At 63.6% G+C, this 14,615-nt stretch carries 14 protein-coding genes; 8 read left to right on the top strand and 6 right to left on the bottom strand.

Going from position 1 to position 14,615, the window contains the following annotated elements:
- Window positions 1–70 precede the first annotated feature (70 nt).
- A complete protein-coding gene (locus C440_RS11650) occupies window positions 71–1,432 on the top strand; it encodes a SipW-dependent-type signal peptide-containing protein (RefSeq protein WP_008320690.1) in 1,362 nt (453 codons plus the stop codon).
- 23 nt (window positions 1,433–1,455) lie between these two features.
- On the opposite strand, the gene C440_RS11655 is transcribed toward C440_RS11650, so the two are convergent.
- Entirely contained in the window at window positions 1,456–2,034 is a 579-nt protein-coding gene (locus C440_RS11655; protein ID WP_008320692.1) for an NADPH-dependent FMN reductase, read from the bottom strand.
- A gap of 96 nt (window positions 2,035–2,130) precedes the next feature.
- Between C440_RS11655 and C440_RS11660 the strand changes: the two genes are divergently transcribed.
- A complete protein-coding gene (locus C440_RS11660; protein ID WP_049915789.1) occupies window positions 2,131–2,472 on the top strand; it encodes a DsrE family protein in 342 nt (113 codons plus the stop codon).
- A gap of 30 nt (window positions 2,473–2,502) precedes the next feature.
- On the opposite strand, the gene C440_RS11665 is transcribed toward C440_RS11660, so the two are convergent.
- Entirely contained in the window at window positions 2,503–3,474 is a 972-nt protein-coding gene (locus tag C440_RS11665; RefSeq protein ID WP_008320695.1) for an HhH-GPD family protein, read from the bottom strand.
- 51 nt (window positions 3,475–3,525) lie between these two features.
- Complete coding sequence (locus C440_RS11670) at window positions 3,526–4,461, bottom strand: hypothetical protein (protein WP_008320696.1); 936 nt, start codon at window positions 4,459–4,461, stop codon at window positions 3,526–3,528.
- A gap of 125 nt (window positions 4,462–4,586) precedes the next feature.
- Here C440_RS11670 and C440_RS11675 point away from each other — a divergent pair, with 125 nt between their 5' ends.
- Window positions 4,587–4,910: a hypothetical protein gene (locus C440_RS11675; protein ID WP_008320697.1), complete on the top strand. Its 324-nt coding sequence runs from the start codon at window positions 4,587–4,589 to the stop codon at window positions 4,908–4,910.
- Window positions 4,911–4,933: 23 nt separating this feature from the next.
- Here C440_RS11675 and C440_RS11680 read toward each other — a convergent pair whose 3' ends face one another.
- The gene (locus tag C440_RS11680; RefSeq protein WP_008320698.1) at window positions 4,934–5,422 is read right to left on the bottom strand and encodes a hypothetical protein; all 489 of its coding nucleotides are present in this window, start codon (window positions 5,420–5,422) and stop codon (window positions 4,934–4,936) included.
- A gap of 125 nt (window positions 5,423–5,547) precedes the next feature.
- Window positions 5,548–7,698 carry a methyl-accepting chemotaxis protein gene (locus C440_RS11685; RefSeq protein WP_008320699.1) on the bottom strand — a complete coding sequence of 717 codons (2,151 nt, stop codon included), beginning with the start codon at window positions 7,696–7,698 and terminating at the stop codon, window positions 5,548–5,550.
- Window positions 7,699–8,009: 311 nt separating this feature from the next.
- Here C440_RS11685 and C440_RS11690 point away from each other — a divergent pair, with 311 nt between their 5' ends.
- The 4 genes from C440_RS11690 to gatE all read left to right on the top strand — a co-directional run bounded on the left by C440_RS11690 (window position 8,010) and on the right by gatE (window position 12,757).
- On the top strand, window positions 8,010–8,273 hold the full coding sequence (locus C440_RS11690) for a BolA family protein (RefSeq protein WP_008320700.1): 264 nt from the start codon (window positions 8,010–8,012) through the stop codon (window positions 8,271–8,273).
- A gap of 760 nt (window positions 8,274–9,033) precedes the next feature.
- Window positions 9,034–10,443, top strand: a complete 1,410-nt coding sequence (locus C440_RS11700) for a class II fumarate hydratase (protein WP_008320702.1) — start codon at window positions 9,034–9,036, stop codon at window positions 10,441–10,443.
- Window positions 10,444–10,676: 233 nt separating this feature from the next.
- Window positions 10,677–10,841, top strand: a complete 165-nt coding sequence (locus C440_RS18200; protein ID WP_338035387.1) for an HVO_2901 family zinc finger protein — start codon at window positions 10,677–10,679, stop codon at window positions 10,839–10,841.
- Between the two features lie 47 nt (window positions 10,842–10,888).
- Window positions 10,889–12,757, top strand: coding sequence for a Glu-tRNA(Gln) amidotransferase subunit GatE (gene gatE, locus C440_RS11705; protein ID WP_008320703.1), 1,869 nt, complete (start codon window positions 10,889–10,891; stop codon window positions 12,755–12,757).
- A 200-nt stretch (window positions 12,758–12,957) separates the two neighbouring features.
- Here the strand turns inward: gatE and C440_RS11710 are convergent, their stop codons facing one another.
- Window positions 12,958–13,878, bottom strand: a complete 921-nt coding sequence (locus tag C440_RS11710; RefSeq protein WP_008320704.1) for a M48 family metallopeptidase — start codon at window positions 13,876–13,878, stop codon at window positions 12,958–12,960.
- A 304-nt stretch (window positions 13,879–14,182) separates the two neighbouring features.
- Between C440_RS11710 and C440_RS11715 the strand changes: the two genes are divergently transcribed.
- Window positions 14,183–14,557 (top strand): hypothetical protein, encoded by a 375-nt coding sequence (locus C440_RS11715; RefSeq protein WP_008320705.1) that lies wholly within the window; start codon window positions 14,183–14,185, stop codon window positions 14,555–14,557.
- The last annotated feature ends 58 nt before the right edge of the window (window positions 14,558–14,615 follow it).

A 14,615-nucleotide genomic window follows, 5' to 3' on the forward strand; every position in this document is an offset into this window, starting at 1 on the left:
AAATGCCAGATGTGGTGTGGTTGGTGGTAGTCGCGGTGGTTGACACGAAACCGCGACGGGAGAACGATACATGAACGATCAAGATATCACCGTTTCTCGGCGCACCCTCCTCGGCGGGATGGTCGGCGTCGGACTCGCCGCGGGGGCATTGGGTACCGGTACGTACGCGCTTCTGAGCGACACGGAATCGAGCACTGACAACACACTCTCGGCCGGGACACTCAACCTGAAAATCGATGGGCAAAACAGCGTCTCGGAGACGCTCGACATCGGTCCCGTCGGGTCCGGGTCCTCGGGAAGCGCGACCGCGACCCTGAACAACACCGGCACGACCAACGGCAAGCTCGGGTTCGGCATCGCCAACGTCCAAAACGACGAGGGAACCAATCCGGAGCCGGAGACGAACACCACCGGACAGGGCGAACTCGCAGCGTATGTGTGGGTCGAACTCGGCGTGATTCAAAACGGCGTGAAAGTCCCCGGCGTCGGCCCGGCACCACTGTCCGCGCTCGGCGGTCTCTCGCGGATGACCGGCAGTCTCCTCCGCGCGGGACAAAACGAGACGATGTACATCGACTGGATGGCACCCGACCTCGGCAACGACGCCCAAGGCGACGAGGTCGTTTTCGACATCGTCGTCGATATCGAAGAACGCCCACCTTGGACCGCCGACACCGTCGTGACGAGCGGCGATTCGATACAGGCCGCCATCGACGCGGCGGCCGCCGGCGACGTCATCAAGGTGCGAAACGGCGTGTACACCGGCGACCTCGTCGTCGATAAGCCGCTCACGATACTTTCGAGAAACGGGGCCGAGTACACGACGCTCGTCGGCGACGGAAGCACCGAGGTAAACGGCGCGCCGAACGTCGTCGTCAACGTCACGAGTTCGGACGTCACCATCGAGGGCTTTACCATCGACGGGGAATCGACCTCGCAAGGTGCGATAGACATCGCCGCGGGGAGTTCCAACGTCGTGGTCAAGTGCAACCGTCTCCTCGGCTACGGCGGCAACAACCTCGGAACGCTCACGCCGGGTGGCTACAGCGACATCACGGTCGCACAGAACGTCTTCGACGGCTCTTCGTCGCTCATGCACTACATCATCGGCGACACGTCCGGCAGTACGCAGAGCCAGAACGTCACCGTCGTAGACAACTACTTCGGCGGCGAAATCGACAGCGGAAGCAAACTCACCATGGGTCTCGAAGCCGACGGCGGTACCGTTGCCCGGAACATGTTCCTCTCAGACATCTCCGGCACCCCGTACGGTCAACTCGAACTCTTCGGGACCGGGACGACCATCGAGGACAACCTGTTCAGCGTACCGACCGGCGGGGTGGGTATCCTCGACAGTAACGCGACCTACAACAACAACGCGCTCCGTAACGCCAACGTCTTCTTCGGCGACGGGACGGACGTGCAGGGATAGGGTTCGTCAGTCAGGGTCCGTTTTTAGTCGTCCGCACCGACGTTTTCGCCGCTTTCGAACGTCGGCGGTTCGGGTTCGATATTCGCGTAGACGACGGCGTCGCGGCCGAGTCGCTCGACGCGCTTGCCGAGGTTTTCGTCCGCGAGAGAGCCGTCTTCGAACGCTGACGAGACCGTTGGAATCGCGGCTTGGTGCGGCAACACCCACGCGTTCAGCGCTCGGCAGACGGACCGCAGGTGTTCGAGCGCGGTGACGGGAAACGACCCGCCCGCGACCGCAAGGAGACCGACCGTCTTGTCACCGAACTCGTCGAAACCGCAGTAGTCGAGTGCGTTCTTCAGGACGCCGGAGTACGACCCGTGGTAGACCGGCGTGCCGAGGATGACAGCGTCCGCCTCGTCGATGATGCGGATGAGTTCGGCGGCGTCGCCCTCGCCGTCGTGGTCGGGGTTCAACGTCGGCAGATCGAACTCGCGGAGGTCGACGAGTTCGGTGGTGCCACCGGCTTCCGACGCCCCGGCGAGTGCGCGTTTCAGTGCCAATCGAGTGTAACTGCCGTCGCGGAGACTCCCGCAGAGCGCGACGATGTGGGGTTGGACCATACCAGTATCATCGTCAGCTCGGTGAAAACGGCGTCGGCCGACGGCGAGGACCTCACAGAGGCAAAAAACAGAATGGTACCGTCCGAACAAACTCGTATGAACGTCGTGTTCCACGTCTCCAGCGCTGACCTCGGCGACTGGCGACACGCTCTCCGAAACGTCCGCAACCTCCTCGACGACGATACTGTCGAAGTTGACAGCGTTACCCTGCTCGCAAACGGCGACGCCGCGCTTTTGTTCCTCGAAGGGTCGCCCGTCACAGACCGCTTTGAACCACTCATCGCCGACGGCATTCGCTGTCGCGCCTGCCAGAACTCGCTCGATGGACGCGGCTTCGACACCGACCAGCTCGCAGACGGTGTCGAGGCGGTCCCCTCAGGCGTTGGCGAGCTGGTAACGCGGCAGGCGGCCGGCGACGCGTATCTCAAAGTGCCGTGACAGCCGCGTATTCGTCCGAACCGGAGTGACCTACTTCGAAAGTGAGACGAGAACGTCGCCGGCGCTGTCGTCGCGGCCTTCGTTACTGTCGCAGTCGTCGCCACTATCACCATCGCCAGTGCCGCGAACAGTGACCAGTCCGTCCGATGCAAGGTCGTCAACCAGCCCGCGGAGCCACTCGCGGCCGTGGTCGCCGCCGTAATCGACGCGGACTCGTGGGCCGAGTTCGTCCAATCTGAGTTCGTCGTACTCGCCGAGGACCCGGACGACCCGCCCACGAAACTGTCGTCTACTTCCCTCGAAACTCGGCTGTGTCGGCACGTCTGGGGCCGTGAAATCGCCTGTCTCGTATGCGTGACAGAACTGTCGCCACGGACAGCCGGATTCGTCGCACGCCGGCGTCTTCTCGCAGGCAACCCCGCCCAGTTCCATGATGGCGTTGTTCCAGACGCGAGACTCGCCGTCGGGCATGAGTTCCGAGGCGGCGGCTTCGAAGGCGTCGTCGTCGTCCGGGACGGCGAACGCGCGGTGCAGGACGCGTTTGACGTTGGTATCGACCACCGCGTCGCCGTTGTTGAACGCGAAGGAGGCGACGGCGTTGGCGGTGTACGGGCCGACGCCCATGAGTTCCGAGAGTTCGTCGGGGGTCCGCGGGAACTCGCCGCCGTGGTCTTCGACCACTTGTCCGGCCGCTTCGTGGAGGTACTTCGCGCGGTTGTTGTAGCCGAGTCTGTGGCTCGTCCAGAAGCCGACGATGGCCGACCTGTCGGCCGCCGCGAGGGCTTCGGGAGTGGGCCACTCGTCGAGGAAGGCGTCCCACGCCTCGACCACGCGGCCGAGTTGGGTCTGCTGGCTCATCACTTCGGAGACGAGAATCTCGTAGGGGTCGTCGGTACGCCGCCACGGGAAGTCCCGGTGGTCGTCCTCGTACCACTCGATTAGCGCGGTTTGGACTGCCTCGCGGTCGAGTTCGGAGGGGAGTTCGGACGCCGCGTCACTCATCGCCCCGGTTTAGGACGGGCGGTGTTTAGCCGTGGCGATGCCGAGCGGTCATCAGACGACTGCGTGCGTGAGCGTCACTTCGTACGTGGTTCCCTCGTACGCCACGAGGTGGTCTCCGTAGTGGCCACTGTAGCTGTCCTCCCTCCGCTCATGAATCTCGTTTAGCCGCTCTTTGAGCGCGGCGAAGTCGTCGGAAAGCGGTTCGCACTCGTCTACCCCGTCGTCGATTGCGCGCTCGAACACCGCGCGTTCGGCGTCCGAAAGGTTGCCGAGCGGGGCGACGTGTTCCTCGTGAACGTATGCGGCAAACGCCGCGCTGTCTTCGCCGACCTGTTCGAGCGTGTATCTGACGGTCTCTTCTTCGACGGTCCGCGTCTCCCCGACGGTGACTTCGAACGACCGACCCTCGTGACGTATCCAGACGGTACCGGCGTCGATGAGTCGGGACTCGGCACCGTCGGGATAGACGTACTCGTATCCGCTAAGCAAGAATTCTCGCGGGGCGTCGTCGTTCTCGAAATCCGTGCTCGGATACGCGGTGAGGAAGGCCTCGCGGTCGGCCGTTGGGAGTTCGTCGAAGTCGAAGACCGCCGCCCCGGTCGTCGGTGGCGACTCGTTTCGGTCGTATTCGATGCTGACCTCGTGGGCGGTGCGTTCTCGCGTCTCGATTCGCTCGTGTTCGACGCGGTAGTACGCGCCGTCGTGTTCGACGTAGTCGCCCGATTCGAGCGGCATGTCTTGGTACGTACTGTACGTGGCCGTACCCTCACTGGCCGCGGTTGCGACGAGGCGCGACACCGTCTCAGCGTGTTCGTGGAAGTCTTCGGTCACGGTCTCGACCAGTTCGGGGTCGGTGAGTGCCGTCGCTTCGAGCGAGTAATGAGACGTACAGCGATTGCCGGGGAATCCACCAAGACAGCCCGAAAGAAGGGCCGAACCGGCCGCGAGGCCGCCGAGGAGGGAGCGTCGGGTGAGTTTCGGGGACATGCACGGAACTTGTCGAATTACCAGTAAGTGTCTTCTGTAGGCGACCGGCGACCGAACGGCGAGCGCGCGGTGAACAGATACCGCGGTCGAAACGCGTATCCCCGTGACGACCCCATCGGCTGGCAATGACGCTCGACGAACTCACAGACGATGTCGAATCCGCGTACAGCGACCTCGGAACCGACCTCGACGTGTCGCTCGACCGCGAGACGCGACACGAACTCGCCATGCTCGTCGCGCTGTTCGACCCCGACGACACGGACGAACTCGTCCGCCGGGCGGTCCACGCGCTGTTCCAGTCGGAACTCGACCGCGGCCAACTCGACTTCCACCTCCGACAGGGCTACGACGTGACCTACGACGAATACCTCGCGGGGATGACCTACGAGGAGATGACGGGCCAGACGCAGGTCCCGCCGCGCGACGACGTGCGCCGCTATCAGATGTAGCCCAGTCGAACGGCACACACCGCTCAGCGAACTTCGACTTCGAGGTCGAGACCGTCGATTCTGCGGTAGCGCTTGTGTCCGTCGCCGGCGGCGTCGTCCCCGGAAGCGTCGTCTCCCGTGCTGTCGGCCGTGTGCTCGCGTCCACGTTCGACCTCGAACGTCCGGAGGAAAATCACCAGTCGCTCGTCGCCGACTGTGGCGCGCAAGACGACTCCTTGTCCGGTGACGACGACGTAGGGTGGCGCGGCGACCGGCGGCGCTGGCATCGGCCGGCCGGTCGCAGTCACCGCGTCGGCGAGGGCGCGCGGGAGTCGAGACAGTGCCCCGGACCCGTCGAGCGCGCGGCCGAACGGCGGCACGACCCGTTCTCGGTCCGTCGCCCAGTCGCCGTCCCACTCGGTAGCGACCGCGTCAGCACACCGGCTGACGACCGACAACAGTTTCTCGTGTTCGTCTCGAAGCACTCGCTCCGCGTCGTCGATGGTCGCCGCGAGGGATGTCCCGTCGGTCACGGGTCGTGGTCCGTCCTCGTCGGATAAAAACCTCCGTCGATTCCAGAGCGGTGCGTGGGCGGTCGGCAGGCCCGACCGCCCGTCAGTTGTTAGTGTCCGCCCCCAATAGTGTCCGCCCCCAAGCGTCAGTCGTCCGCAGTCGCGGGCGCGTCGAAGGGAACGTCGGTGTCGGAGTCGCCGTCCAAGGCAGTGTCGGTGTCGGCGTCAGTGTCGAACTGCGCGAGCGCGTCGTCCAAGTCGTCCGCGCTGGCGACGAGGTCAGATGCGACCGCCGCGACTTCCTGCAAGCGGGCGGCCTGTTCTTCGACGGCGGCGGAGACGCTTTCGGCCTCGCTTGTCGTCTCCTCGCCGATACTGGCGACTTCGTCGGCCATCGCCAGTACTTCCTGTGCGGAGTCGGCCTGCTCGTCGGTCGCGTGGTCTATCTCGGAGACGTTTTGGTGAGTCGATTCAACCCGTTCGACCACGCCGTCAAGCGATTCGATCGCGTTTTCGACCGCGTCCGCCTCCTCGGTCACGCGCGCTCGCATCTGGTCGATTCGCTCGACGACGGCGTCGCGTTGGTCCTGCAAGTCGGCGACGAGTTCGGCAATAGTCGCCGCGTACTCTTGGCTCTCCTCTGCGAGTTGCTTGACCTCGCCGGAGACGACGGCGAAGCCTTCGCCCGCCTCGCCCGCCCGCGCCGCCTCGATAGACGCGTTGAGCGCGAGAATATCCGTCTGTTCCGCGATACCGGAGATAACGTCGGTGATAGACTCGATTTCGGCGAGCCTGTCGTCGAGGTCTTCGACCACTTCGACCGTCTTGTCGGTCTCCTCGCGGATGTCGTCCATTCCCGACAGGGCGGCCGACGCAACCTTGATACCGTTGTTCGTCCGCTCGGCCGCTTCCGCAGAGAGCGTCGAGAGGTCGCCTGCGGCCGCCGCGACCTGCTCGACCGACGCCGAGAGGTCGTCCATCTCGCCGGAGAGCGCGACGAGGTTGTCCGTCTGTTCTTCGGCCCCGCCGGAGATTTGCTCGACGGAACGGGCCACTTGGTCGGCCGCATCGCGGACTTCCGTCGTCGCAACCGCAACCTCGTCACTTCGGGCGGTCACCTCGTCACCGAACGCCGAGACGGATTCGACGGTCGTCTCGACGGCGTCCATCATTTCGTTGTACGATTCGGCGACGACGCGCATGTCTTGGCTGGTCGAATCGGTCGGCAACCGAACCGAGAGGTCGCCGTCGGCCGCGCGACCGATTCGCTCGCCGTACGCCTCCGCGTCGGACCGCTGTTCGTCGAGGTCGGTCCGCAAGTCGTCGAGACCGGCGACGACTGCGCCGAGTTCGTCGGTTCGCCACGTCGGGAGTTCGACATCGAGGTCGCCGTCGCGGAGCCGACCCACGCGGTCTGCGAGCGTGGCGAGCGGAACCGCGATGTTGGCGTTGAGGACCGCGCCCAACCCGGCGAGCGACACGAGCGATACGAACACCAGCGCGGCGACGAGCCAGCCGACGGTCTGACTCACCGCGTAGGCGCTCGCGGTTGGGACGTGAACGAGAACGGCCATATTCTCGCCCGCCGGCGCGTAGCCGACGAGATGCGTTTCGTCGAGAGCGCTGTTTGCGGCGGCAGTCCGCACGCCGCGGCCGCCGTCGAGGGCGCGTGCGAGCGACTCGGACTCCGCGGCTGGGTACTCGGAACCGGCGAGAGAACCAGTTCCGGCCTCGACAGCGCCGCTCGTCGAGACGAGCGACGTGAAGCTTCCCTCGGCGGATGTTTCGAACGCCGCGGTGAGACCAGTCACATCGGCTTCGACGACGATTGCGCGGTCTGCGAGTCCGGGGACAGCGCTCACGAACGAGACGAGTTGCGTGCCGGGGCGTTCGTACACTTCGGTCGTCGCGGTTTCGTCGTACGAACTCACGTCGAGCGACCCCTTGATGAATGCCACGTCACCCGGAACGGCGCTTCCGCCGCGGCGGACCGACGACGAACTGGCGATGACCGTGTTCGTCTCGCTGTTGACGAAGTGAATCGCGTGGACGTCGCTGGGGAGTTTCTCGCGTTCCTCGACGAAGAACTGGGAGATTTCGGCGGGGGTACCGGTCCAGAGGATTTCGTACTGAGAGAGCATCCGCGCGGACTGCGCGCGCTCGCGGAACCACCCCTCCGCTTGGCCGGCGTGCTGGCCGGCCGTGGCGTTGAGTTCCGCTTGCCTGTTCTGTGTCAGTTCGTCGGAGACGGTGACGTACGTCGCTCCGCCCGCGGCGGCGACGACGAGAAGTGTCATCGCAAAGCCGAGCGCGAGTTTTCGCAAAAAACTATTCCTGATACTCGCAGGTAACAGCCGGTCTAATCGGCGCGAAAGTCGCATGACGTAGGTGACCTGCGCGGCGCGATAAGTATCCGGTATCAATTATCTATTATGAGAATAATACGCATGTAGTGGCGATAGCACCTCTCGGGCGATGAGATAACTCATCTCACAGATATAGATACTAAACAAACAAATCTATGTAATGTCATGTCATGGCACGATTGGTGGCGCGGACGACTGCCGTTCCCGGACGCTTTTTGCCAGCGCCCACCCCGAATAGGCACATGGAACTCGAAGCTATCGAGGAGTTAATCGAATCGAACATCGAGGACGCCGACGCGACCGTTTCGCGCCCGCGAACGGTCGACGAGAACCACGAAGACGACCACTACGCCGCCGTCGTCGTGTCACCGGCGTTCGAAGGAAAATCGCTCGTCCAACAACACCAACTCGTCTACGACGCGCTCGGTGACCACATGACGACGGACATCCACGCGATGGAGCTGAAAACCTACACGCCAGAGGAGTACGAGTCGCTGGAAGAGTGAGTCCATAGTAAGGACAATAGTTGAAAGCCGGCAGTAAGCACGGTGATTGGAAGTCGATAAGAGGGTCAGCGGAGAGCCGCCACGAGCCGGTCCGAACGCAAGAGTATTGACACGAGGGCGTCAGGTCCCACTCGTGGACAGGGCTGTGCTATATCAGGTATCGATGAGTATCATCGGGGCGAGCCTCACGGTTAACGGTCTCCAAACGCTCCGTAGTGGGTCGATGAGCCTCAGTGCCGGACTGCTTGTCGTCAGCGGGGTCGGACTCGTCGTTTTGACCGGGTATCAGCTTGTGACCGGGGGAAAACCAGAGACCCTCCACACGTGGACAGTCTGGGCCATTGTCTTCGCAGCAATATTGAGTGCGACTGGCACGGCCCTAGTCCTCCTGTCGTGAGAACCTGGCTACCGACCTCGAAAAGAAACGTTCGACCCGAGCGACTACACCTGCAGTTCGGGGTCTGCTAACTCGGCGAACTTCAGCGACCGTATTTCAGGGCCTCACCCGTCGCCGTATCGAACAGGTGAACGGCGTCTTCGGGAATCGCGCGACGACCGACTCACCGGTCTCGACGCGTCGCATCCCGCCGACGGTGGCGACAAATCACCGTTCGGTGCCGAATTCGAGGGAGACTGCGTTCTCGTTGCCCATCGGTTCTTTCGCCACTCCCGACGCGTCCACGGGAGTACGCTCCACGTTCGTGCCACGGGCGGGCAGGGACCAGTGGATTTTACCTCATCCCACGACGACGGCCAAATCATGGGAGACGATGATTATCGAATCGAGCAGGACAGTCTCGGAGAGATGCAGGTTCCTGTCGATGCCTACTGGGGCGCACAGACACAGCGAGCGGTCGAAAACTTCCCCATCTCCGGCATCACGTTTGGCCGGCGTTTCGTCCGCGCGCTCGGCGTCGTAAAGAAGGCCGCCGCGCAGGCCAACCGCGACCTCGGTATGATAGACGAGGACGTCGCGGCCGCCATCGTCGAGGCCGCAGACGAGGTTATCGCGGGCGAACTTGACGACCAGTTCCCAGTCGATGTCTTCCAGACGGGGTCGGGTACCTCTTCGAACATGAACGCGAACGAGGTCATCGCCAACCGCGCCGCAGAACTCATGGGCGAGGGTATCGGTGACCGCGTCGTCCATCCGAACGACCACGTCAACTTCGGCCAGTCGTCGAACGACGTGATTCCGACGGCCATGCACGTCTCCGCGCTCGAAGCCGTCGAAAAAGACCTGCTTCCGGCTCTCGAAACGCTCGTCGACGCGCTCGCCGACAAGGAAGACGAGTTCGACGGTATCGTCAAGACCGGCCGGACGCACCTCCAAGACGCCACGCCGGTCCGTCTCGGACAGGAGTTCGGCGGCTACCGCACGCAGGTGGAAAAGGGCATCCGCCGCGCCGAGAACGTCCGCGAACACCTCGGCGAACTCGCACTCGGCGGCACCGCCGTCGGCACGGGTCTCAACACGCACCCCGAGTTCCCGGCGAAGGCCGCGGAGTATATGACCGAAGAGACCGGCGTCGAGTTCCGCGAGGCCGACAATCACTTCGAGGCGCAGGCCGCCCACGACGCGATGAGCGAGGCTCACGGCGCGCTCCGCACCGTTGCCGGCTCTCTGAACAAGATTGCCAACGACCTTCGCCTCCTCGCGTCCGGCCCGCGCAACGGACTCGGCGAACTCGAACAGCCCGAAAACCAGCCCGGGTCGTCAATCATGCCCGGTAAGATCAACCCGGTCGTCGCAGAGGCCGTCAATCAAGTCCACAAGCAGGTCGTGGGCAACGACGCCGCCGTCGCCGCCGGGGCCGCAGAGGGACAAATCGACCTCAACCTCTACAAGCCCGTCCTCGCGCACAACTTCCTCGAATCGACCAAGATGCTCACGAACGCCTCGGAAGTGTTCGCAGAACGCTTCGTCGCCAAACTCGAAGCCAACGAGGAACACTGCGCCGAACAGGTCGAACAGTCGATGGCGCTGGCGACGGCTCTCAACCCCGCAATCGGCTACGACAAGGCCTCGAAGGTCGCAAAGAAGGCGCTCGCCGACGACAAGACCGTCCGCGAAGTCGCCGTTGACGAGGGGTATCTCACCGAAGCGGAAGCCGACGAGGTACTCGACCCCGAGAAGATGACCCACCGCGGTATCCTCGGCGACGACTAACGCCGCGAAAACAATCCACATTTCTGATAAGTCTGCCGTTCGTGGAGTGTCAACGCGACGAGTCACGCGCACGACCAGTTCGCTGATTTCTGTTTTCGACGAACGTTGGATTTACTCGACACATGGTAGCAATCACATCACTGCGCCGCCGTGACAGTTGCCACCGAGCGAAGGACTGTCACAAAATCTCGAAAATCGGTATTTTGAAGCTTGATTTGGACGATTATACGAGTATGGCCGGACTGCAAGAGCAGCGGGCCCATGGGCGAGACATGTTGGAGTGTCGAGGTTGTGGGGCCGTATTCCCTGAAGGGCGAGCAACGACAGACGGGTGGACGTACGTCTGTCCGGAGTGCGAACAGGTAGAAGGAATCGGCGAGGGTCTCCGCCGGCTCTGAGCGCAGACTGAATCCTTTTTTACTCCCCCCGAACGCAGAGAGTACCAATGAGCGAGTACGACTACGAGGACCTCGGACTCGTCGCGGGGCTGGAGATTCACCAGCAACTCGACACCGCGACGAAGCTGTTCTGTGGGTGTCCTACGGAGCTCCGTGAGCCTGACGACGCGACGCGGACGTTCACGCGCTTCCTGCACCCGACGAAGAGCGAACTCGGCGAACTCGACGAGGCCGCACTCGAAGAGAGCCGCGTCGAACGCGAGTTCGAGTACCTCGCCTACGACACGACCTGTCTGGTCGAAGAAGACGATGAACCGCCTCACGGTCTCGACCACGAGGCCCGCACGGTGGCGATGCAAATCGCGGAACTGCTCGACATGGAAGTGGTCGATCAGGCCCACGTCATGCGCAAACTCGTCATCGACGGGTCGAACACTTCCGGCTTCCAGCGCTCTTCGCTTATCGCGCAGGAAGGCGAGTTGCAGACGAGCGACGGCCCGGTCTCGGTCGTAGACCTCATGCTCGAAGAGGAGTCCGCTCAGCGCGTCGAAGAGCGCGACGACGGCGTCCTCTACAGCCTCGACCGACTCGGCATCCCGCTCGTGGAAATCGGTACCGGTCCGGACATCTCCTCGCCTGAACAAGCGCGCGAGGCCGCCGAGACCATCGGGATGCTCCTGCGCTCGACCGGCAAGGTAAAGCGCGGACTCGGCACCATCCGGCAGGACGTGAACGTCTCCATCGCAGACGGCGCGCGCGTCGAAATCAAGGGCGTGCAGGCGCTCGACCAGATCGACGAAATCGTCCGCTTCGAAGTCGGCCGGCAGGCCGAACTGGTCGAAATCAGCGACGAACTGCAATCCCGAGACGCCGCCGTAAGCGACGTGACTGACGTGACCAGCGTGTTCGAAGACTCTGACTCCGGCGTCATCAAGGGCGCGTTGGATTCGGGCGGGAAGGTCATGGGCGTCCGCCTCACCGGCTTCGACGGTCTCGTCGGCCGCGAACTCCAGCCCGACCGCCGTCTCGGCACCGAGTTCTCCGACCACGCCAAGCGCCACGGCGCGGGCGGCATCTTCCACACCGACGAACTCCCGGCCTACGGCGTCACCGAGGACGAAGTCGAAGCGCTCCGCGAGGCAGTCGATGCTGGTCCGGAGGACGCGGTGGCTATCGTCGCGGACGACCCTGAGACGGCTGACCTCGCCATCGAGGCCGTCGCGGAACGCGCCGAAGTCGCCATCGAGGCGGTCCCCGAAGAGACCCGCGGTGCCAACGACGACGGCACGACGCGCTACCTGCGTCCGCTTCCCGGCGCGGCCCGAATGTACCCCGAGACGGACGTCATGCCTGTTGACCTCGACCCGAGCGACGTGGAGACGCCCGAACTCCTCACCGAGAAGGTCGGACGCTATCAAGACGAGTTCGGTCTCGACGCCGGACTCGCAGAGCAGGTCGCCTACGGTCGTAAGATGCCGCTCTTCGAGCAGGCCGTCGAAGCGGGCATCGACGCGACGTTCGCCGCCGGTCTCCTCGAATCGACGCTCACCGAACTCCGCCGCGACGATGTGGCCGTCGAACACCTCACCGACGAGCACCTGCTTGCGGTCATGCACCTCGTCGAAGACAGCGACCTCGCCAAAGAGGGCGTCAACGACGTACTCTCGACGCTCGCCGACGACCCGATCCTCACGGCCGAGAAAGCCGTCGAGGAAGCGGGTCTCTCCGGCGTCTCCGAAGACGAAGTCCGCGAAGCAATCTCGGAGGTCGTCGAGCGAAACGCCGAACAGGTCGAAGAACAGGGTATGGGCGCGTTCTCCGCGCTTATGGGCGAAGCGATGGGCGCACTCCGCGGCAAGGCCGACGGCGGCGTGGTGAGTGACGTGCTCCGCGAAGAGATTCAAAAGCGGGCCTGAAGCGGTCCAAACCGGTTTTTCGGTCGCCTTCTTTCTCCGCAGTCCGGATTCGTCTCCCGTTCACGTCGGCGAGCGGTCGCGTCCGTCGTCGTCACCGCGAGACCAGAGCCGTCAAATCGCGTGCTCGACGCCCGCGACGACGAGGTGAGTCGAAAGCCAATCACCGAGTACCGGGGTCGGGGTCGGTCGAACCGGGCATCTCACTGCACCTCGATGCGCGTCATCGACTCGTCGGCCATCGCGGTCAGTCGCTCCACGCGCTCGTCGGTCGAAGGGTGAGTCGAAAGCAGGTCGGAGATCGAGTCGTCGGTCTCGACTTCGCCGTAGACCCACAGCGGCGACAGCCCGAACTGCGGCCGCGCGGCCCGATCTAACTTCCGGAGCGCCGATGCGAGCGCCATCGGCTTGCCCGTCACGTCGGCGGCACGGGCGTCGGCGGCGAACTCCCGTTTGCGCGATTGTGAGCGGACGAAGATGGTGAAACCGAAACCGAAGACGCTGACGAGCGAGACGAGTTTGCGTCGAATCCGACCCGAGACCGTCTCTCCCCACTCCGACGGCCGCCCGCGAATCCACGCAGAGCCGAGAGCGACACCCGTTACGAAGAACGTCACCGGCGAGACGAACAGGTAGCCGATGCCGACGAACGTCTGAAGCACGCTGGCGATGAGCGTCTGTGCGAGACCGTCTTTTCGTTCGAGGTGCGCGAGTTCGTGGGCCAACAGCGCCTCGAACTCGTCGGTGTCGAGGAGTCGAAAGAGCGAGGTGTCGAGGACGACGACGTCGCGGCCCATCGGGTCAAGCGCCATCGCGTTCGGGGCGTCGAAGCGCGCTAGCTTCACCGTCGGCGTCTCGATGTCCATCTGGTCCGACAGGCGACCGAGAAGCCTGTGAACCGCCGGTGACTCGCTTGTCGTCAGGTCCCGCGCGTTGAGCTGGCTGAGCAGTCGGACCGTGCCGAACCGAAAGCTCACGTAGCCGAGGACGACAGCGATGCCGACGCCGGCGACGGCGGCGGTCACTGGGTCGGGACGGAGTTGCCACAGCGTCACCACGGCAAACGCGCTGAGAGCGCTGAGAAAGAGGTAAAACGCGAGAACGGTGACGCCGATAAGCACCATTGGAAGGCGGGAACGGCGCGAAAGAGAGGCCATCTCGCAGGGAAGTACGCTATCCAGTTGGAAACAGTTGTCGGGTAAGGGGACAACGGGGACGGGAAAGTCTGAGACAGGGACGGGAAAAATCGGAGACTAGAGCGGGAAAATCGGAGACTAGAGCGGGAAAATCGGAGACTAGAGCGGGAAAATCGGAGACCAGAGAGCAACCGAACCGTCGCGTGCTGGCCGTATCGGTTCGGGAGGAAGTCGGGGCGAGTCAGTTGAACCCACGAAAATTACACGGTATAGTAAATGAATATCCTTTAACATGTTCGACTGGTTCGCACGGCGGTTCACTGACCCCGCCGCGGTCGCGTTCGTGTTGGGACTGCGGTTTCTCTCGTACGCGTTGTACGTCGCGTTGACCGCCGCGGCCGTCGGCGTTCGGTCGCGCCTCACTGCCCTCAATGGTGGATTAGCCGTCGTCTCTGTGGCGTTGACCGTGCTTATTCTCCATCCCGACGGGCTTCCACTCGCGGCGTCGTACGCCGATATACTGATACACGTCGCCGTTCCCGCCATCGCGGGCTACGCGGTGTTTTCGAACCCCTCGGAGGACCGCTGGGTCGGCTTTTCACTCCTCTTGGTGACCTCGCTGTTTTTCCTCACGCTACTTGTCGTCCTCTACGGCGAGGGACCGTGACCGCGTTTCCGGTGCTGTCTCGCACCGCTACATTCTCCACGTCGCCGCACGAAACGAG

This window comes from Haloferax mucosum ATCC BAA-1512, from assembly GCF_000337815.1.
Classification (GTDB): Archaea; Halobacteriota; Halobacteria; order Halobacteriales; family Haloferacaceae; genus Haloferax; species Haloferax mucosum.